This window comes from Clostridium sp. MCC328 (assembly GCF_018785465.1).
Lineage (GTDB): Bacteria > Bacillota > Clostridia > Lachnospirales > Lachnospiraceae > Pilosibacter > Pilosibacter fragilis.
This window is the reverse complement of record NZ_WQPW01000022.1, coordinates 18,124-36,877: the sequence shown is the minus strand read 5'-3', so window position 1 is coordinate 36,877 and position 18,754 is coordinate 18,124. Positions and strand designations below refer to the sequence as shown.

Genomic DNA, 18,754 nt, shown 5'->3' with positions numbered 1-18,754 from the left:
TACGGTGGGCTGTGCGTTATGCCAACAATTTTTTCATTTTTTTAGAGGGTTTGGGAAACTTCCCAACAAGCAAAATCCCCGTCCGGCGCGTCAGCGGCAGGACAGGGATTTACGGAAGTGGGTACCCGCTTCCTATGCTTGCTATTCAAGTTTTTAGTTCTTCTGTACTTCGATACGGTAGTTGACGTATTTCCCGCCAGTGTCAGCCAGAACGATAGTTCCGTCATAGGTCTTGCCTGTTTTCGGGGAATAGAGCTTCTTCACATTCACTTTGCCGGATTTAAGGAGCGCGGCGGCAATCTTCGCGGAAAAAGCGGTCTTGCGTTCCTCGAAAAAGCGGTCATTCTTCCACATGACAAAGGCACATTCTTTGTTGCTGCAATAATAGTTTTTCTTCCCCTCATGGACGGGGGAACCGCAACGGGGGCATTTGCCGACAGAGGGCTTTTCCTCCCGGAACAAATCCTTTTTCCCGTCCAGTGCTGCGGCGTGTGTCTGCACAAGCTCCCGCGCCATAGCTTCAATGCCGGACAGAAATTCGCCGGGGTCTGCGGCTCCCTTTGCTATCTGCGTCAGATTGTTTTCCCATTCTGCGGTAAGCTGCGGGGAAGTGAGCATATCCGGCAAGACTGATATAAGGGCGGCTCCGTTCTGCGTGGGGATAAGCTGCTTCCCCTTGCGCTCTGCAAAGCCGCCCTTTACCAGTTTTTCAATGACGGCGGCGCGGGTGGCGGGAGTGCCAAGCCCCCGGCGTTCCGCGTCCGGGTCGGTGTCCCCGTTCCCGGCTCGCTCCATAGCAGAGAGAAGCGACGCTTCGCTGTGGGGCTTCGGCGGCGTTGTGGTATGCTCCGTTACTTTTGCGGCGGGGTTAGGAAAGTTCTGTCCCTCGGAAAGCTCCGGCAGCGTCACGCCCTCATTTTCCCCGTCCTCTGCTTCGGGCTTATCTTTCAGCGTCGCCCGGTATCTGCGTTCAAGCTCTTTCCAACCCTCCGCAAGTACGGTCTTTCCCCTTGCGGTGAAGTCTGTCCCGGCGCATGAGAAAACCGCCGTAACCGCTTCATAAATATGCGGCTCGGCGGTGGCAAAAAGCAGACGCGCCCCCGCAAGGGTAAGGATATTCTTCTCGCTTTCCGGCAGCGCGTCCGGGTCAGCCTTTGCAAGCTCCATAGTGGGAATGATTGCGTGGTGGTCTGATACTTTCTTGCTGTCTAATACCTTTGCAATCTCCGGCGTGAAGTCCGCGCCCGCCATAAAGGGGAGCTTTTCGCAAAGCAGCGCGATAATGTCCGCTGCGGTGCCGCCCATGTCGTCAGTAAGAAAGCTGCTGTCCGTCCTCGGATAAGTAAGGAGCCGCTTTTCATAAAGGGATTGTGCAAGGTCAAGGGTCTGCTTTGCGGTGTAACCGAAAATGCGGTTCGTTTCCCGCTGCAAAGAGGTAAGGTCAAAGAGCTTTGGCGGGGCTGCGGTTTTCTTCTCTCTGGTAAGGGAAACGCATACCGCCTTTCCCGCTTCGCAAGCCCCTTTCAGCGCGTCGGCTTCTGCCTTGTCCGAAATCCTTTCGCTTGCCGCGTCCGCGCCGGATAAATCAAGGCGAACATGATAATATTTTTCTTTCTGGAAATGGGAGATAGCCGCGTCCCGGTCGGTGAGCATTTTTAAGGTCGGGGTCTGGACGCGCCCCACGTTCAAGGTCTTTCCATACAGGCAGGAGAAAAGCCGGGTGGCGTTAATGCCGATAAGCCAGTCAGCCTTTGCGCGGCAGAGGGCGGACGCAAAGAGCGCGCCATAGTCCCGCCCGTCTTTGAGGGAAGCAAAGCCCGCCTTAATCGCCCCGTCCTCCATTGAAGAAATCCACAAGCGGCGCATGGGCTTCTTGCAGCCCGCCACTTCGTAGACAAAGCGGAAAATCAATTCACCCTCGCGCCCCGCGTCACACGCATTTACCACTTCGGAAACGTCGGCGCGGTGCATAAGCTCTTTAATGGTTTTGAATTGCTTCCCCTTGTCCGGGTCAACGGCGTACTGCCATTCCTCCGGCAGAATGGGTAAGCTGTCAAAACTCCATTTTTTATATTGCTCCCCGTAGGCGGCAGCTTCCGCAAGCTGTACCAAATGCCCGACGCACCATGAAATGAGGTAGCCGCCGCCCTCGATATACCCGTCCTGTTTCCCCTTAATGCCAAGCGCGGCGGCGATAGTCTGCGCCACGCTCGGCTTTTCTGCAATCACAAGTCTAAATGCCATGAAAAAATCCTCCTTTCAGCGTTCCGGCGCGGTGTGCTTCTTCTCCTGTGCCTGTTTCAGACAATAGCCGATACAGGGGGATTGCGCCTTATAAGGGCAACGCATACACGCCGGGGATTTTGGAACGGGCGGCGCACTGTCACGCCGCCCGGTGGGTCTTTGTACCATCATTTTTTCTAAAGGGTTTTCGGTAAAAAGCGTCATGCTTCCTCGTCCTCCTGTTCTTCATCAGAAAGCCCGTCCCCCTCGTCCTCGTCGTAATCGTCAAAATCGAAATCTTCAAGGTCGGTGTCGCCCTTGACGTTCTGCTTTGGCTTCATAAACTTAAAATAATAGAACGCGCCCCCGCCGCCAAGAAGTGCCACGACAAGGAAAAGCACAAGCCCGCCTGTATTGCCTTTCTCTTTGGGCTGCTCTGTTGGTTTCTCGGTTTCCGGCTCCGCTTCCTTGCCGCTGCAAGCGGTCATGTTGTCCTTGCAGACAGGGCAGCTCACATTTACCTTTCCGGCTTCGCATTTATCGGTGCAACTGCAAACGGCGGGCGGGGCTGCTTCGGTGCTTCCGTCCTCCATGAGTGCCATAAGGTCGGCTTCGTCCACTTGATTAAGGAAATGTACGGTGTCCTCGCCCTCGTCGTCCCGGTCGATAAGGATATAAAAGTAATTGCCGTTTTTGGTCGTCACTGTGATAAGCTGCTTGTTGCCGCCGAAATCGTCTACAAGGGTCGCGTTCCCGTCCGGGGTAAGGGGTTCTTCCTTTTCGGGTTCCTCATAGACAACGCCGCTGTCGTCGGTCGCGTCCTGTCCCTCCGGGGTCTGTGCAAAGGCGGTGACGGAAAAGCCGCCCGTCAGCATGAGGGCGGCGCAGAGTGCGGTCAAGGTTCTAAGGATTTTCTTATTCATTCTCGGTGTCCTCCATTTCTTCGGTGTCGTGGTCTGCGGGTTCTGCGGGGTAGCCCGGCGCGGCTTCCATGCCCGGAATACCGCCGCCGGAAAGCATAGCGGAAAGCTCATGCGGGGAAAGGCGCATGGAGCGCACAAGCTGTACGATTTGCAGGTTTTCCGCTTCGGTTTTCTGCGCTTCAAGCCCCCTTAATCTGTTCTGGTACTCGGTGATTTTCTCGCGGGTCTTTGCAATCTCTTTGTCGATACGTTCAATTTTGTTCATAGCCATCAATAAATTTCTCCTTTCTTTGCTCAAAAATATGTTAATTCCAGTTCATCAGCCCATAGCCTTTGATACAGGAGTAATTGACGGGGTAGCTCTTTATCTTGCAGGCGTCGCCGGAATTGCCCTCGACGGTATAGACGCGCTCCCCGTCCGTTCCGATAACAAGCCCCACATGGTCTGCGCTCCCGTCCCCGTCCCAGTCGAAAAAGATAGCGTCGCCGGGGGCGATATTCTCATAGCCCCTCGCGCCCCATTGCCCGCGTGACTGGAACCAGGGTACGCCCTGTGACTGGCACCCGGCAAAGCGCGGCTCGCTCTTTCCGGCTTGATTGTAGCACCATGAAACGAAACAGGCGCACCATTCCACGCGGCTGTTAAATCCGTACCAGCTCCAAAAGGGTCGCCCGCCCACGTTGCCGACTTGCCGCTTCGCAAGGTCTACAACGGCGGTGTTGCCGGGGCGTGTGCCGTTTACAAGCTGTACGCCGCTTAAATCCTCGGACGCGCCCATATCGGGGGAGCCGCCGCCGAAAATCAGCGGTTTGTTTCCGCTTGTTTCCAGATAGACGCGGTACATTTCAAGCTGCTGTGGCGTTAGAAGTTCCTCCGCAATCTCGGAAATGGGCTTGTTCGTCAGCTTCACGTTGAGGATATGGTACTCGTAGGGTACTTCCTCGGTGGTCGTTTCCCCTGTTTCCGGGTCTGTGCTTGTTTCTGTGCGGTAGCGGATTTCCGTTTCTTCTGTCAGCGTCAAAGTGTACTGCATGGCAAAGACGCGATTTAGCTCTGCCTGTGCGCTCTGCGGGGTGTAGGTCTGTAAAAGGGCGGTGAGGTAGGACGCTAACTCATGGGGGTTATGCCCGATACTGTCAAGGTCATAGCGGTATTCGTCATAGCCGGGGTGGGTGCTTTCGATATTGTCAATCTGCTGCTGAAGCTCGTTTTCCTTTGCGGCGTAATTGTTCTCCGTCGCCACAAGGTCGCTGTCCTCCGACGTGTAGGAAGTCCCAAGTATGCCGTTCATCAAGCCGGAGAACATGGAACCGCAAGAGGAAAGCCCCGCCGATACCATGATGAATAAGAGTAGCGCGGCAACGGCGATACATACGCCCGCCGGGTGCCGCCCTACAAAAGCGATTGCCTTTTTTGTTTCCTCGGCGGTCTTTTTTGCCGCCTTGCGGGTGTTCTCTGCGGCTTTCTGCGCCGTTTTTGCGCCGCCTTTCCTTGCCGACTTTGCATACTGCCGCTTGATTTGCTGCTTCTGCATGAAGCGGGAAAGGGGATTGCCCGCAATCTGCGGATTGTCATGCAGGGCTTTATGGTACTGAAAATCCACATTCGCCTTGAACGCCGCTTTCTCTGCCTTTGCCGCCGCCCGGTAGGGTTTGAGCTTGTGGCTGTGGTAGCCCTCCTTGACTTTCCGCGCCCCGTACTTTGCGCCGCGCTCTGCCAGTTCTTCGGATTTGTGCGCCCCCTCAACGCCGGAATTGTCCTTTTCAACGGAATGTATCTTGTTGTGGACGAAAATACCCGCTTCCTGTGCGGGGCGGGATAGCGGGTTATTGTGGGGCTTATTCTTTCCTATGGGCTTTTCCTGTTCCTCAAAATGTAGGCGGGTCTTGCCTTTCCCGGTGGCTTCATCAAAGGTGCGCTCCCGTACAAGTTTCTTTTCTTTGGGGATAGCCGCCTTTGCCGCGTCCAGACGGTCGGCTGCTTTGTCCGATTTTCGGATATACCTTTCAAGCTCCGGCGTTGCCCGTTCCTCGTCGGTAAACTGCAAGCGGGAAGATTTTTCTTTTGCTGTGGCTTCTGCCTGTGCTTTCCTCGCCGCCTTTTTGCTCGCCTTTCTGGTACGCGCCCCGTCGATACGTTCCAAGACGCGCTCGGCTGCTGCGGTGTCCTGTTCCCGTTCTGCCCCCGGCGCATGGGGAAGCGGCGGCGTGTCGGTTAAGGGCGGGGAAGTTGCGCCGCCCGGTAGGGGCTGCGCTGCCTGTTCCGGCTGCGGTGGGGCTTCGGTCTTTGCAAAGTCCGCGTCCCTTATCCGCTTGCTGATACGTTTCTTTTTCCCGGTAGCGGCGTTTACCTCGACAGCCCCCTCGCGGGTCATTTTCTGCGTGACTTTTTCACGCGCCTTATATTGTTTTATGTGTCTGTCCCTCCAATCCGCGCCCTTGCAAGGGCGCAATACTCGGCGTTTATCTCAATGCCTATATAATGCCTGTCAAGCTGCTTTGCGGCTGCCCCCGTCGTGCCGCTGCCGAAAAAGGGGTCAAGCACAACGCCGCCTTTCGGACAGCCCGCCTTGATACAGGTTTCGGCAAGTTTTGGCGGGAACGCGGCGAAATGCCCGCCCTTGTAGGGAACGGTATTGATAAGCCACACGTCCCGCCTGTTCCGCATGGTCGGCATGAGGGCTTCGTCGTAGTAGCTGCCGCTTCGCGCCCGGTTAAGCCCCTGTACGTTCCCCTGTCCGGGTACTTCGTCCGCATATTTCTGTCCCGCGCTGCGCCCGGTGCGGTACCGCGCCGCCGTTGTGGGGGCTAACGGCTCGGCTATGGCGGCTGCGTCATAAAAATACTTCTTTGACTTCGTAAGCAGAAAGATATGTTCATAGCAGCGGGTAGGGCGGTCTTTCACGCTCTCCGGCATGGGGTTTTCTTTCTGCCAGATAATGTCGCTCCGTAAATACCACCCGTCAGCGCGTAGGGCAAAGGCTAAAAGCCAAGGGATACCGATTAAGTCCTTTTGTTTGCAGCCGGAAACGCGGTTGTTTCTTGCAATCTGCTGTCCGTTTCTGCCTTTCGGGTTCTTCGGGTCTGCATGGTAGCCTTTATTTCCTGTGCCGCAGTAGGTGTCCGCGATATTCAGCCAGAGCGTACCGTCAGAACGCAGTACCCGGCGCAGCTCGCGGAAAACCTCGGTCAGCCTGTCAATGTACTGCTCCGGCGTGTCCTCCCGCCCAATCTGCATATCAAGCCCGTAATCCCTAAGCGCATAGTAGGGCGGGCTTGTGACGCAACAGTGTACGCTTTCCTCTGGAAGCTCCCGCAAGGCATAGAGCGCGTCCCGGTTGATGATTGTGTCAGTTTTCAGCCCGTTCATGCTTCGCCCACTTCCTCCGGCTTCGTCGTCATTACCCGGTAAAGCTCGGTGTCTTTCGGGAAGCGGTCTACAAAGGGCAGCACCACGTTCCCGTAGAAGATAAGCCCCTCGCCCGCTTCGGTGTGGGTGACATACTTCATCTGCTGCGGGGAGATGTTGAGCTGCTTTGCAAGGATAGCCCGGTCGCCCGCCGCCTGATTGAGCATGAGGACAAAATCAGAGTTTTCAAAGATATTCTCCACTTCGCGGGAAGCAAGCAAATCTTTGACGTTCTGCGTGATTGCTGTGGGTATGCCGCCCCATTTTCTGAAACGCTTCCAGATTTCAACGGAATAGGCGGCGGTCTGTTCCTCTTTCAAGAGAAGATGAAATTCGTCCATAAAATACCGGGTGGATTTCCTTTCTGCCCGGTTGACGGTGACGCGGTTCCATACCTGGTCCTGCACAATGAGCATACCTAATTTTTTGAGCTGCTTCCCAAGCTGCTTGATGTCAAAGCAGACAAGGCGGTTTGAAAGCTCTACATTCGTCCTGTGGTTAAAGACGTTAAGGCTCCCGGAAACATAAAGCTCCAACGCCGCCGCGATACGCGCCGCTTCCGGCTCCGGCTGCTTCAAAAGCTCGTTGTAGAGGTCGCCCAAGATAGGCATTTTCTCCGGGTCGGGGTCTGCAAGGAAAGGGCGGTACACGTTCCTAACAGCGCGGTCAATGACGGTCTTATCGACGGGCTGCAAGCCCTCCTTGCCGCCTATGACAAGCTCGCAGAGGGAGAGGATAAAGTCGGATTTCAGCGCAAGGGGGCTGTCGTCCTCGCTGTAATTGAGGTTAATATCCATAGGGTTCACATACTGGGGCTTCCCGTCAATGCCCTTGCCCGTAGGCGATAACCGTATCACTTGCCCGTCAAGCCGCTGCACAAGGGAAAAATACTCTGCTTCCGGGTCGCAGATAATTATGTCGTCGTCGGTAATGAGGAAAGCGTTTGTCATTTCCCGTTTGGCGGCAAAGGATTTCCCGCTTCCCGGCGTACCCAAGATTAAGCCGTTGGGGTTCTTTAGCTGCTTGCGGTCGCAGAGTATCATGTTGTTAGACAGGGCGTTTAAGCCGTAATACAAAGCCGCGCCCGTCTGAAAAAGCTCCTGCGTGATAAAGGGGATAAAGATAGCGGTGCTTGACGTGGTAAGCCCTCTTTGAATGGGGATAAGGTTCTCCCCAAGCGGTACAGAGGACATAAGCCCCGCTTCCTGTTGGTAGTCAAGGCGGGTTAAGGCGCAGTTGTTCTTCTGTGCAATGCCCGCCGCCGCGAATACGTCATTTTCCAGTTTCCTTTTTGTGTCTGCCATGTTCACCACAAGGAACGTCAAGAGGAACATTCTTTCATTCCGGCTCTGCAAGTCCTGTAAGAGGTTCTTCGCTTCGCTGCCGAAAGTGGCAAGGTCGGACGGGATTATATCCATGTCGTAGCCGCTGCGTACCGCTTTTTTCTGTTCTTCGATTTTCATTTTGTCAAGGTCGGTGATTTTCCGCTTGATTGTCTTTATGGCTTCGGTCTGGTCGATACTGTGGATATGCAGATTGACGATAACGCCCGTTTCCAAGTCCAGAATGTCAGATAAGATACGGTCGTTTAATTCCGGCGCAAGGATTTCAAGGAATGAAACCGCGCCGATTTTGCGCCCCATGCGGAAATACCGCCCCTCGCCAAAACGGAAAGAGGACGGGGCGATAAAGTCCTTTGTGGAAAGCCCGGACGGGGCAAGCCATGAAAAATCAAAGGCAAACTGCCCGCCCTCCGGGTGGAAAATGCCATGCAGCATTTTAAGGCGTTCATAGCCTGTCATGGGGCGGGCAGACACGCCCAAGAGCTTAAAGTTGTTGAGTACGTCCGTTTCGATACGGGCAAGGCGGGATTTCGCCGCGCCCAGACTGTCGGCTTCAATGGCAAAGGTGATATATTTTGCTTTGACAAGCCCGTTGTTGCCCTTTGCAAGCTGGTTTTTCAGCATATCCCGGTATTCTGTGCGGATAGAATTGAAAGCGTCCTCCTGTGCCGGGATATTGACCGCCTTTTCCGCTTCGCCGCGCTGCGTCCCCTGATTGATGAAAGAGAGCTGCACCGAAACGGAAGCGTCAAAGTAGTTGAGGAAGTCGCACCAGTTCTCAAAAATGGCGGTCTTGTCGTCTGCCTGTGCAAGCTGATAGTTAATATCTTCAAAGGCGACGGTCTTTGAGTATTTCCGTCCCGTAACCTTGCAGATACCGTCCGGGTACATCTGGATATAAGGGATTGTCTGCTGCGCGGTGTGCGCTTTCCCGTCGCCCTTTGCCTGTCTGATGATTTCCGCAATCTGCTTTTTCTCGGCGCGGGTGAGCTTGCGGGGCGGGTTAGGCTTTGCGCTTCCCGCCGCGCTGTTTCTTCGTGTTTCCTTTTGCAATCGCTGATACCTCCTTTTCAAGTTTTCTCTGCCGTTCTAAGACGGAATAAAAGTTGTCTGTCCTGTATGGTCGTTCTTTGGGGGCTATGAATTTCGTCTGAATGATGTTCTTCACCACCACTTCAAGGGGCTGTCCATGCTTCTCATACATGGCAAAGAGGAAACAGGGCAGCATGACGGCAATCATAGCCATAGACGCAAGGCTTGTGCCTGTGCTGTCTTTGAGCAGAAAGAAAAGCGGCAAGCCGAACAGGAGAGCCGCCGCAAAACATACAATCTGCCGTTTGGTAAGGTTGAACGCTACTTTTGTCTTGACTTTGGATAAGTCTTTGGGTACGGGTACATACGCCAAGTGAAAACCTCCTTTCTCTGGGTTTGGTGTTGCTGTAACTTCCCATAAGGGTAATCAAGGCAAAGGTCAATCTATGCCCTTTGCCCGCCCGTATTATATGGGGGTTATCCGCGTCAAGGTCGGGTCGTATTTTCGCCGCTTCGCTCTGAAAATCTCCACCCTGCCCTTGACACGCCGCTAATGCGCGGAGAATATCGACTTCGCCAGTGCGCCGGATTTGAACAGGGAGAAACAGAGGATAACGGTATAGGCTGCAAGGGAGAATATCGCGCTGTGCAGATTGTCCGCTATTATCATGTTGTTTACCAGAACCGCGTAAATGCCGACGCATATCATAATGAGGAAGCCTTGAAAACCGATAGCGAACAGGGATTTGAGGTAGTTGTTTCCTATCTGCCCCCATTCCCGGTTCGTCATTGTTGCAAACGGGATAGGCGATACCGAACAGTAAAGGTAAATCTCTATCATGCGCCCGTAGAGGATAACGGTTATCAGTACGGACATGATTTTCATGCACAAGCTCACAAGGCTTGTTTCCATGACAAGTAAGAGCAGTTCGGGGATTTCCATAGCGTCAAGCCCGTCCTGCATGGAAGCAAGGGCGGCGGCAACATCAATCTCTGTGCTGCCGCCGATTACCCCCGCCGCGCCGGAAACAACGTGCTGCGCCATATCGAACACCGCCATAGTGATGTCAAAGGTGTGCGTCACAAGGTAGACTGCCACAAACGCCTTGAACACCCACTTGAAGAACATGGAAGTGTCAACGTCGTGCATATTGTTCTTTTCCGTTACCATGCTGATAAGCTCATAGCATAGGACGTAGGTAATGACAAGCCCCGCAATGGGTACGATTACATTCTCACTAAGGGTCTGTATCATGGAGAATATATTTGCGTTCCACCCTTGCGGGGTCTGCCCTACCTCTGCGGCGATAGTGCCGACTTTCTCGTTTACGTCCCCGAACATAGTTGACAGATTACCGTTTATGGCTCCTATGAGGATTTCCTTTATCCATTCGTTAATCGCGTCAAGTATGCTCTGCATAAGCCTTTACCCGCGCTTCTTAACCGAACAAGCCGGAAAGCAGCGGTACAAGGGTCATGCCGATAAGGGCAACGCCGCCGCCCGCCATAAGCTGCTTCATGCCCTGGCTCTTTGCTTATGTGTGATAAAGAAGTAATAGAAGTGTAAAAAATTTTGCCGTTCCTATCCGGCACATGAGGTATGTCGGATAGGTCGGGCGGTTAGGTGTCGGGCAGTTCTACCTTGCCGACAAAAGAATAATAGATTTCGATTTCCTGTCTGCGTAACTTGCCCCGGCGTTTCCCGTCAAGGGCAACGCTTTCATGGACAACGATTTTCTCCACAAACTCCCGCAGCAGAGTAGGGGTAAGTTCTTCAATGGTAGTGTGCCTGCGTACCACATTCATAAACTTTTCAGCGTTTGCGGTGGCTTCCTGCGCTTTGGAAAGTTCTTCCCGCAGTCTGGCGGCACGTTCTTTCAGTTCTTTCTGCTCGGCTTCATAGTCTGCCGACAGCTCTGTGAAACGCTCGTCCGATATGCGCCCGGTTACGCTGTCCTCATACAGCCGCTTGAAGATAGCAGATAACTCGGCTATGCGTTTCTCGGCGGCTTCCAGCTCCTTTTTCTTGGCGGCGTTCCTGCGTCTGTCCCCGTCCTCATTCTGCTCGATTAAAAGCTTCATAAACCGGGCTTCATGCTTTGCCGCATAGCTGGTAACTTTCCGCAGATTGGAGAGTACGCCAGCGGTCAAGAGGTCAGTGCGGATAAAGTGCGCTGTGCAGTCGGCGGTGCGTTTCTTGTAGCTTCCGCAGATATAACAGTCCTGCTTGCGCTTGTCCGTCTGGTATCGCTGCTGGTACATGACGCTGCCGCAGTCGGCACAAAAGAGTATGCCGGAGAACAAGCCCACTTCGTCATAACGGTTGGGGCGTTTGCGCTGCTTGCGTAACTCCTGCACCCGTTCCCACGTTTCCCGGTCAATGATAGGCTCATGGTGGTTCTCAAAAACCGCCTGCTTTTCCGGGGGATTTTCTATGCTGTGTTTCAGCTTGTAGGACGGCTTCTCGGTCTTAAAGTTTACCAGACAGCCCGTATATTCCCGGTTTTCCAGCAGATGAACCACGGTATTGGTCGCCCACTTGCACTCATAGCCGGGGTGGTAGCGGCGGGTGCTGCCCGTCCTGCGGTATTCCAGCGTCCCCGGCGTGGGGATTTGCTGCTCGGTCAGCATACGGGCTATCTTGGTCGGACCGTTCCCGGCAAGGCAAAGGCTGTAAATCTGCCGTACCACCGGGGCGGCTTCCTCGTCAATGATAAAGTTTTCGTCCTCGTCCATGAGGTAGCCATAGACGGGCTTGCTTGTGATGGGCTTTCCGCTCATGCCCTTAGAGCGTTTTACTGCCTTGATTTTCTTGCTCGTATCTCTCACCAGCCATTCGTTAAAAATGTTCCGCAGCGGGGCAAAATCATTTTCCCCCTGTGCGCTGTCCACTCCGTCATTGATAGCGATGAAGCGGACACCTTTCTGTGGGAAAATCATTTCTGTGTACATTCCCACCTGTAAGTAGTTTCGCCCTAACCTCGACATATCCTTGACGATAACTGTCCCGACTTTCCCTGCTTCAATGTCTGCAAGCATGGCTTGAAATCCGGGTCTTTGAAAGTTCGCACCGGAATAACCGTCGTCGGTGTACCAGCGCAGATTAGAAAATCCATTCTGTTTGGCATAGGTTTCCAAAATCCTCTTTTGGTTGGAAATGGAATTGCTCTCGCCTTGCAGCTCGTCCTCATGGGACAGTCTTGGGTAAAGGGCGGTAATGAGTTGCTGGGTGGTCTGTCTTAACATAAATTCCTCCGTTTCCGACAGCCAGCCCCACTATTCCGTACCTTGATTGTACCACATGGGGCGGCTGTCTGTATAGCGGCAAAAGCGTCAAATCTGCTTCTTTACGGTCGGTAAAAATGACGGTTTTTCAATCAGGCTTATCACAGGTCAAATATCCGGCGGCGGCTTCTGCTTCCAGCACTTTCATCATCTTGTCAGCGGCGGTGTCGGTCGCCCCCTCCTTGAAAAAGCCAGACACCACAAGGATTGTGTTGCCTATCCTCGTTTCGGTCACGCAGTCCGGGCGGCGGGCAGGGCGTTTGTTTCTCTGGGTGTCGGTCATAGGCAAATCTCCTTTCCGGCAAGCAGCCGTTTCAGCTGTTCCATTTTTCCCTGTGCGGCGGCTTTCCTCAAATTCTCCCCGGTAAAGCAGAGAGGGGAACACATTTCAAGCAGGCGGTCATAAATCCGGGCGTGGGCGGTGTCCTCCGGGTGCTGCAATTCCTCCAGCGTGAGGTTGGTCGTCACAATCAGCGGCTTCCTGCTCCGGTAGCGGCTGTCAATCACATTGTAGACCTGTTCCAGACCGTATTCTGTGCCACGCTCCATTCCAAAATCGTCAATGATGAGCAGGGGGAAGCTGCAAAGGCGGGAAATATATTCGTTCCTGCCCGCAAAGCTGGCGGCAAGGTCGTTTAATATTGCTGCAAAGTTTGTCATGCACACCGGGACTTCCTGCTCCATGAGGGCGTTTGCAATACACCCGGCAAAATAGCTTTTCCCAGTGCCTACCCTGCCCCACAAGAGCAGCCCGTAGTTCCCGTCCTTTATCTGTTCCCAGCGTGCCACATATCCGGCGGCGTTCTTCATCTGCGGGCAGCTGCCGTTATCGTTGGCAAATGTCCAGTCCTGCATGGTCTTGTCTGTAAAGCCCTGCCGTTTCAGCCGTTCCACCGTTTCAAGGTGGCTGCGCCGCTTCTCGGCGGCTTCCCGTTCCTTACGGGCTGCCCGCTGGCAGTCGCACTCTGACGGGTGGCGGTCACGCCCGAAAAAGGTCTTGCCCTCCGGGAAATAGGCTTCTTTGGGTTTCCGGCATTTGCCGCAGTATAAAAGCCCGTCCTCCCCGGTGTAATCCTCCGGCTCGGCTGTGGTGTCGGTCATAGGCAGTATGGTGTTGTGGATTGTATCGGTCATAGGCTTTCTCCCTCCTTGAATGAATAGTCCGGTATGCCTTTCTTTGGCTTCTCTTTGGCAGCGTCCTCCTGCGCCCACTTGTAAATGGTGGCTGCATGGCTCTGGTACTGCTTCCCGGTGGAAGCGATGTGGCAGGAAAGGCGGTCAAGGTAATACTCCCACTTGCCGGGGAAGTCCTGTTCCAGCTCCAAAAGTTCTGTGTCAGAAAGAAATACATTTTTATATCTGCCATAAGCGGCGGGGGGCTGCCCCTCACTCGCTCCTTTTGTTTGGCTCTCTATTAGGTTGTTTATATTAGTTTGGTTAGGGGACGGTTTTCCGACCGTCATAAGGTCAGTTTTCCGGCTGTCAGTTGGTCGGTTTCCCGCCCTTATGAGGGGCGGTTTTCCGTCCGTCAGTTGGTCGGAAAACTGTACCACTGGGATAGGCGGCACTTTCACATACAGACGGTTGGCGGCAGAAAAGCCCGTCCGTCTGCGTTCCAGCAGCCCGGCAGCGTCCAGTTCGTTCAGTGCGCCCTTTATGGTGGTGCAGCCTTTATCCAGCATTTCCGCTATCTCTGCTATGGGGTAGACAATGTATGTCCGTCCCTCGCTGTCCTGCCAGCCGTTCTTCTGCGAAAGGGTGGAACGGTCTAACAGCAGCGCATATAACTCTCTTGCGGTGTGGGATAGGTCTGTTTCCAGCAGGAAACGGGGGTAAGGCAGGTAAGCGGGCAGCTCCGTTCCTGCGGTCATATAATCAGCGATAGGGTTCACCTCCTTGTGGTGTCTGTCTGTGGGTTCTGTTACGCTTTTAGGGGGCGTTTTTAAGGGAAAAGGATAAATGTATCACGCACCCTTTGACACCCTCCAAAAAAGCCTTGATTTATGCGGGTTTGAAATGCCCTAAAGCGTGACATTTCTCCCTTTGTTTCCGCTTCCGTTTGGCGGCGTTTATCCGCTTCATGCGTCCGGCGCAGTCCGGGCAGTATTTCCCCCGGTTGGATTTTGGGAAGAAGAACGCCCCGCAGACAGCGCAGCGTTTCCGGCTTCCCCGGCGCAAGAGGGCGGCTTCCAGTGCTTCATCAAGGGGCAGGACAGCGGCGGTAAACCAGCGGCAGAGCAGCGAATAGCTGATACTCTGTACACACACGCAAGGCTCGCCGTCCTCCAACAGCAGGCAGTTCCCGCTGTCATAGTTGCAGCACTCATGCACAAGGCGGCGGGCTGCCCGGTACTGGCGGTAGTCCATGCGGGGGATATTACCGTTCATGGCTCTGCTCCTTTCTGCGCTGCGGCTCGCTCCGGCGTAAAATCTGGTCGATATTGCCCTTGACAGTCTGCAAGCGGCGGTACTCCTCCCGTTTTGCCCGGTAATCGTTGTAGCCGCTGTTTTTCTCTTTGATAAGGCTTTCAATCTCTGCTTGCAGGGATTTATAGCTCGGCAGCTTGGAAATGCCGTTCTCCCTGAAATAGCGGGCGGCTGCGTCTGCTATGATAAAGTCACTTTCATGCTTCTGACGGTAGGCTGCTTTTGCTTTGGCGTTTTTCTGCTGTTTCAGCCCGTCCCGGACAGGGCGGGTCTTGGAATAGGCAAGCACCTGCCGTTGCAGCTCCTTTTTCCCGTTCAGCGTCTTTTCCACCTGCTTCAACCACGCAAGGCTTTCCTGCATGGCGGCATAGGCGGCAGAACAGGCTTCGTCCAGTTCCTCCGGGGAGGAAAAGCCGTACTGCTGATAGGCGGTAACGGTAGCTGCCATTTGCTTTAGGTTGTGCTTTGCCGCCCAGCGGTCATAGCCCACGCCCTTGCCCTCGGCTCGCTTGGCTTCCCGGTCAACCATGCGCTGCAAGGTGTTGTCTGCCGGGGTGGTTTTTGCAGCTTTTTCCCCTTGTAACGGCTTTTTAACTGCGGCAGGGTATTCGGGTATGGCTTTGGTCTGTTCGGCAGCTCTGTGGGCGTTCTGCGTGAGCAGGGCAAGGACAGCAGCCTTGTCAAAATCGTCCCCCAGCTTTCGGGCTGTGATAGGCTTTGTCCTGTCCGGCGTGAGGTAGGAAAGCCGCCCCCGGCTCTCCTTGACGGTCACACCCTCCCGCAGCAAAAGGGAAGAAAACTCGTCAAAGCTGCCAGCTTGGGAAAGTGCCTGCCGTATCGTCCGGCGCAGCTTCGCCTTGTCCGTTTCAAACTTGGTGGGCTTGGTCGGCTGTCCGGCGGCTTCTCTGGCGGCGTTCTCTTTGTCAAGGGCAAGCTGCCCTTTCTTTGCCGCCCAGTATTCCCGTTCGGTTATCCGTTCCTTGCTGCCGTTCAAGAGGTCGATTTGGTAAAGCCCCTCCCGGTGGCACATCTCCATGACTTCACTCTTGAAATATTCCATAGCGGCGTTGGTGCAGCGGTGCTTGCAGCCCTCCCGTGTGTCGGCTGGTCTGTCCATGTAGGGCAGAAGCGGGACTTCGTAAATCCGCAGGGAGTTGATAACGATATGCACATGGATATTCCCGCTGTGGTTATGCCCGTCCGGGTGGGTGCAGATTAGGGCTTGGTGTCCGGGGAAATGCTCCTTGCAGAACTGCTCGCCCAGCTCCTGCGCCCGGTCTACGGTCAAGCCGTTGTCTGTCCCGTCCCGTGGGTCAAAGCTGATGATATAGTGGTGGCTTTTCACATCTTCCCGTTTTTGGTTTTTCTCATAGCGGAGATTGGCTCGCATACAGGCAACAGCGAAATCCTCGCCCCCGCAGTTGAGGGAAGAAATGCGGTAATCCTCCCTCGGTATCAGCCGCCCGTTTTCATCAAGGGTGGCTTTCATGGTAAACTCGTCATGCTCAAATGTGAGATAGGCTTCCGCTGCGCCATAGTCGGCGTTTTTAGAGCTGATATGTTTGAATGTTGCCAACAGCGTCACCCACTTTCTGCAAGACTTCAAACTTTAGGGCAGCAAGGTCGGAAACCGCCGCCCGTACCTCCCCGGCAAGCTGCGGATAGGGGCTGTGCCACTCGTTCAGCGTCCGGGCTATCTGGTTTAAGTTGCCGCCGATCCTCCCGTATTCGGCGGTCAGCTTCCCGACAGCGGCAAGCAGCTCGTCATTGATGGGGGAAACGGTTATGATGGGGCGTATGGCTGCCCCGGTTATGGCTTGCCGGATAAACTCGGCTTGGCTCATGTGGTAAGCAGAAAGCCGCTGGGCAAACTCGGCGTATTCTTCCTCGGTCATGCGTGTTTTGACTACCCGGCTGCGGTGCGGCGTGTTGTATCGTTTCATAGGTGGTTGACCTCCTTTCTGTGCGTGGTGTCCTCTCACTAATAGGAGAAAAACAGGGTGTGAAGCGGAACTGTTTTTGAAAAATCCGAAAAATATTTTGAGGGGTTTTTCAGCGGCGCAAGCCGCATAAGCAGGGTTTGGGGAAGGCACTCCCCAACAAGATTCCCGCAGGGGCAAAATGAGCGATAAGCGAATTTTGGCACCTCGGTAGAATCTTGCTCTAAGAAACTGCCGGCCTGCCGTTCACTTGCTACTGCCACTTTTTCAGAAAATCTATAACCAGCTTTTTTTATAAAAGGCTGCGGGCTGGCGTTTTTCCCTTACTCCCTACAAACCACAAAAGAGCAGAATGGACGGACTTTCCGGCAAGAACTTTTCCGGCGGCTCGGTCTTTCCCGACAATAAGGCGTTTCGGAAGCTGCGTTTTGCCCGCTGTCTGAAAAAAATGGCAGCCTTTTTTGGTTTCACTGTCTAATACGGAACTTTTGGAAATTTGCCAAAAATGGACGCAAAAAAAGCAGCAAATCTTTTTCGGATTTACTGCTTCATGTGCCGCTGCGGTGCGGCGGGATGGATATTCAGTTGAAATAAAAGAGGATGGTGGTACTTTAGTCTATCGACTCTTTACTAACTATTAGGTAATCTTGAAAGATTTTCCTTGAATTTATCTAAAGAATGTTCATTGTTTCCCGCAAAAATAAGTGGAATTGTATATTCATATGATATGCCATTTTCATAGTCCGATAATTGTATTTTTATAGTATCATCCCTCTCATCTTTAGGTGCTATATATATGAATGAATTTTTATTTATATCAGATATTTTCCCTTTTTCAGAAGAAACAGTATAACCCCAGTCTGTTAAATTTGTCTTTATTGTAACTTCTGTTTCTGTTTCTTTTCTAGTCTGCAATGCTGTTTTATCGATTTGGATATCAAAAGGAGTCGAACCTAACAATTCACTGTTTATATTTACAAGTTCTTCTCCATTTGTTTTAGAAATATTAGATTCATCTTCATAATTTTGTTGAGATTCATCTTTTGGTGTTTCTCTGTTACATCCTAATAAAAAGCATAAAATAATTAGTACTAATACAGAAAGTTGTTTTTTTTGCATTTATTTCTCCTTTCATATTATCAAAGAAAGCACTGAGAGTACTTTCAAGAAATTTTGAAATGTTCTCAATGCTTTCTATTTTTTGATTATAAACTTGCCGGTAATGATACTATGTTAATTTATCTCTTTCGCGTAACCTTTGTTGCAATATACACATGCACCATTCACCCATTTGTAAGACATTTCAATCGTCTCAACTTCATAAATGCTTACTTCTCCACAAATTAAACATTGTTTGTAATTATATACATGACGTGTCGCACATTTATCCCAGTCATCATATATACCAGGCATTTCATCTTCATATCCATAGTACTGGGGAGAACCCCAACTATGAGTATGAGCGGCAAATACAGTCATTGGAGCAGCTACAATTCCAGCTACTACTGAAAGTGCTAAAATAGATTTTCTTAAATTCATAAGTTCCCCCCTTTCCTTAAAAATACATAGCTCTTTGTTACATTGTCATTTTAACATAATAATTGGTAAAATGCAATAATTTATTTTCTATTTACGAGAAAATACTGTGCATATTATCTTATTTAGGAATAGTTAAGGCGGCTACCTAAATCTTTTTATTACTTTACCGCACATGAGCATTCGCGCCCGGATTGTCGTTGCCGTAGCCCTCCATGAGATTGATAACGCCCCAGATACCAAGCCCGGCTCCAAGTGCTACAACAAGGGTCTGCAAAACGTCTACTGCGCTATTGAAAAATGCCATAAATAAATCCTTTCTGCCGCGTCTGCGGCTGTCCGGCAAGCGGACAAAAGGCGGTCAGCGTATGCCGCCGCATAAAAAAACCGCCCTCTGGTAAAGGCGGCTGTCCCCGCGCTGCGTAAGTTCTGCGGCGCGGCGGTATTCAGTTGTAGGGGGGTGCGGCTCCTGCCGCTGTGTGCTGCGCCGGAAAGTAGGGGCGCGTATCATGTAGCCGATATTGATATATGTGATTGCTTCGATTCCTCCTTTCGGTGTCCCGCTGTGCTGCCGGACGGGTATTATTCAGACTTGCGGGAAGTGAATAGCTTGCATAGCAAGGTGTTCGCTTCCCG

19 protein-coding genes and 2 pseudogenes are annotated in these 18,754 nt (G+C 52.8%); all 21 read right to left on the bottom strand.

Annotated elements, in window-relative coordinates:
* Window positions 1-153: 153 nt before the first annotated feature.
* Window positions 154-2,244, bottom strand: coding sequence for a DNA topoisomerase 3 (locus tag GPK83_RS04655; RefSeq protein WP_002569178.1), 2,091 nt, complete (start codon window positions 2,242-2,244; stop codon window positions 154-156).
* A gap of 15 nt (window positions 2,245-2,259) precedes the next feature.
* Entirely contained in the window at window positions 2,260-2,448 is a 189-nt protein-coding gene (locus tag GPK83_RS04650) for a hypothetical protein (protein ID WP_002569177.1), read from the bottom strand.
* Window positions 2,445-3,146 (bottom strand): DUF4366 domain-containing protein, encoded by a 702-nt coding sequence (locus GPK83_RS04645; protein ID WP_002569176.1) that lies wholly within the window; start codon window positions 3,144-3,146, stop codon window positions 2,445-2,447. Before GPK83_RS04645 ends, GPK83_RS04650 begins: the two co-directional genes overlap by 4 nt.
* Window positions 3,139-3,417: a DUF4315 family protein gene (locus GPK83_RS04640; protein ID WP_002569175.1), complete on the bottom strand. Its 279-nt coding sequence runs from the start codon at window positions 3,415-3,417 to the stop codon at window positions 3,139-3,141. Before GPK83_RS04640 ends, GPK83_RS04645 begins: the two co-directional genes overlap by 8 nt.
* Window positions 3,418-3,451: 34 nt before the next feature.
* Complete coding sequence (locus GPK83_RS04635) at window positions 3,452-5,521, bottom strand: CHAP domain-containing protein (RefSeq protein ID WP_002569174.1); 2,070 nt, start codon at window positions 5,519-5,521, stop codon at window positions 3,452-3,454.
* Window positions 5,522-5,556: 35 nt separating this feature from the next.
* Window positions 5,557-6,516, bottom strand: a complete 960-nt coding sequence (locus GPK83_RS04630; RefSeq protein ID WP_002569173.1) for a site-specific DNA-methyltransferase — start codon at window positions 6,514-6,516, stop codon at window positions 5,557-5,559.
* Window positions 6,513-8,951 (bottom strand): ATP-binding protein, encoded by a 2,439-nt coding sequence (locus tag GPK83_RS04625; RefSeq protein ID WP_002569172.1) that lies wholly within the window; start codon window positions 8,949-8,951, stop codon window positions 6,513-6,515. Before GPK83_RS04625 ends, GPK83_RS04630 begins: the two co-directional genes overlap by 4 nt.
* Complete coding sequence (locus tag GPK83_RS04620; protein WP_002569171.1) at window positions 8,902-9,303, bottom strand: PrgI family protein; 402 nt, start codon at window positions 9,301-9,303, stop codon at window positions 8,902-8,904. The genes GPK83_RS04625 and GPK83_RS04620 overlap by 50 nt, the downstream gene beginning before the upstream one ends.
* A 177-nt stretch (window positions 9,304-9,480) precedes the next feature.
* Window positions 9,481-10,350: a CD0415/CD1112 family protein gene (locus tag GPK83_RS04615; RefSeq protein ID WP_002595174.1), complete on the bottom strand. Its 870-nt coding sequence runs from the start codon at window positions 10,348-10,350 to the stop codon at window positions 9,481-9,483.
* A gap of 19 nt (window positions 10,351-10,369) precedes the next feature.
* Window positions 10,370-10,465 (bottom strand): annotated as a pseudogene (locus GPK83_RS16785) (Maff2 family protein); the annotation flags it as partial.
* An 85-nt stretch (window positions 10,466-10,550) separates the two neighbouring features.
* Window positions 10,551-12,176 carry a recombinase family protein gene (locus GPK83_RS04605; protein WP_002594230.1) on the bottom strand — a complete coding sequence of 542 codons (1,626 nt, stop codon included), beginning with the start codon at window positions 12,174-12,176 and terminating at the stop codon, window positions 10,551-10,553.
* A gap of 127 nt (window positions 12,177-12,303) precedes the next feature.
* On the bottom strand, window positions 12,304-12,498 hold the full coding sequence (locus tag GPK83_RS04600) for a transposon-encoded TnpW family protein (RefSeq protein ID WP_002594231.1): 195 nt from the start codon (window positions 12,496-12,498) through the stop codon (window positions 12,304-12,306).
* Window positions 12,495-13,349 (bottom strand): ATP-binding protein, encoded by an 855-nt coding sequence (locus GPK83_RS04595; protein ID WP_002594232.1) that lies wholly within the window; start codon window positions 13,347-13,349, stop codon window positions 12,495-12,497. The genes GPK83_RS04600 and GPK83_RS04595 overlap by 4 nt, the downstream gene beginning before the upstream one ends.
* Window positions 13,346-14,086 carry a replication initiator protein A gene (locus GPK83_RS04590; protein WP_002594233.1) on the bottom strand — a complete coding sequence of 247 codons (741 nt, stop codon included), beginning with the start codon at window positions 14,084-14,086 and terminating at the stop codon, window positions 13,346-13,348. Before GPK83_RS04590 ends, GPK83_RS04595 begins: the two co-directional genes overlap by 4 nt.
* 130 nt (window positions 14,087-14,216) lie before the next feature.
* Window positions 14,217-14,603 (bottom strand): cysteine-rich VLP domain-containing protein, encoded by a 387-nt coding sequence (locus tag GPK83_RS04585; protein ID WP_002594234.1) that lies wholly within the window; start codon window positions 14,601-14,603, stop codon window positions 14,217-14,219.
* Window positions 14,593-16,218 (bottom strand): relaxase/mobilization nuclease domain-containing protein, encoded by a 1,626-nt coding sequence (locus GPK83_RS04580; protein ID WP_215704120.1) that lies wholly within the window; start codon window positions 16,216-16,218, stop codon window positions 14,593-14,595. The genes GPK83_RS04585 and GPK83_RS04580 overlap by 11 nt, the downstream gene beginning before the upstream one ends.
* The gene (locus GPK83_RS04575; protein WP_002594236.1) at window positions 16,190-16,585 is read right to left on the bottom strand and encodes a plasmid mobilization relaxosome protein MobC; all 396 of its coding nucleotides are present in this window, start codon (window positions 16,583-16,585) and stop codon (window positions 16,190-16,192) included. Before GPK83_RS04575 ends, GPK83_RS04580 begins: the two co-directional genes overlap by 29 nt.
* 38 nt (window positions 16,586-16,623) lie before the next feature.
* Window positions 16,624-16,845, bottom strand: coding sequence for a hypothetical protein (locus GPK83_RS04570; protein WP_156327584.1), 222 nt, complete (start codon window positions 16,843-16,845; stop codon window positions 16,624-16,626).
* A 367-nt stretch (window positions 16,846-17,212) separates the two neighbouring features.
* A complete protein-coding gene (locus GPK83_RS04565) occupies window positions 17,213-17,701 on the bottom strand; it encodes a hypothetical protein (protein ID WP_002569239.1) in 489 nt (162 codons plus the stop codon).
* Between the two features lie 114 nt (window positions 17,702-17,815).
* Window positions 17,816-18,121 (bottom strand): desmoglein-4, encoded by a 306-nt coding sequence (locus tag GPK83_RS04560; RefSeq protein ID WP_215704119.1) that lies wholly within the window; start codon window positions 18,119-18,121, stop codon window positions 17,816-17,818.
* Between the two features lie 175 nt (window positions 18,122-18,296).
* A pseudogene (locus GPK83_RS04555) lies at window positions 18,297-18,425 on the bottom strand (Maff2 family protein); the annotation flags it as partial.
* Window positions 18,426-18,754: the final 329 nt, after the last annotated feature.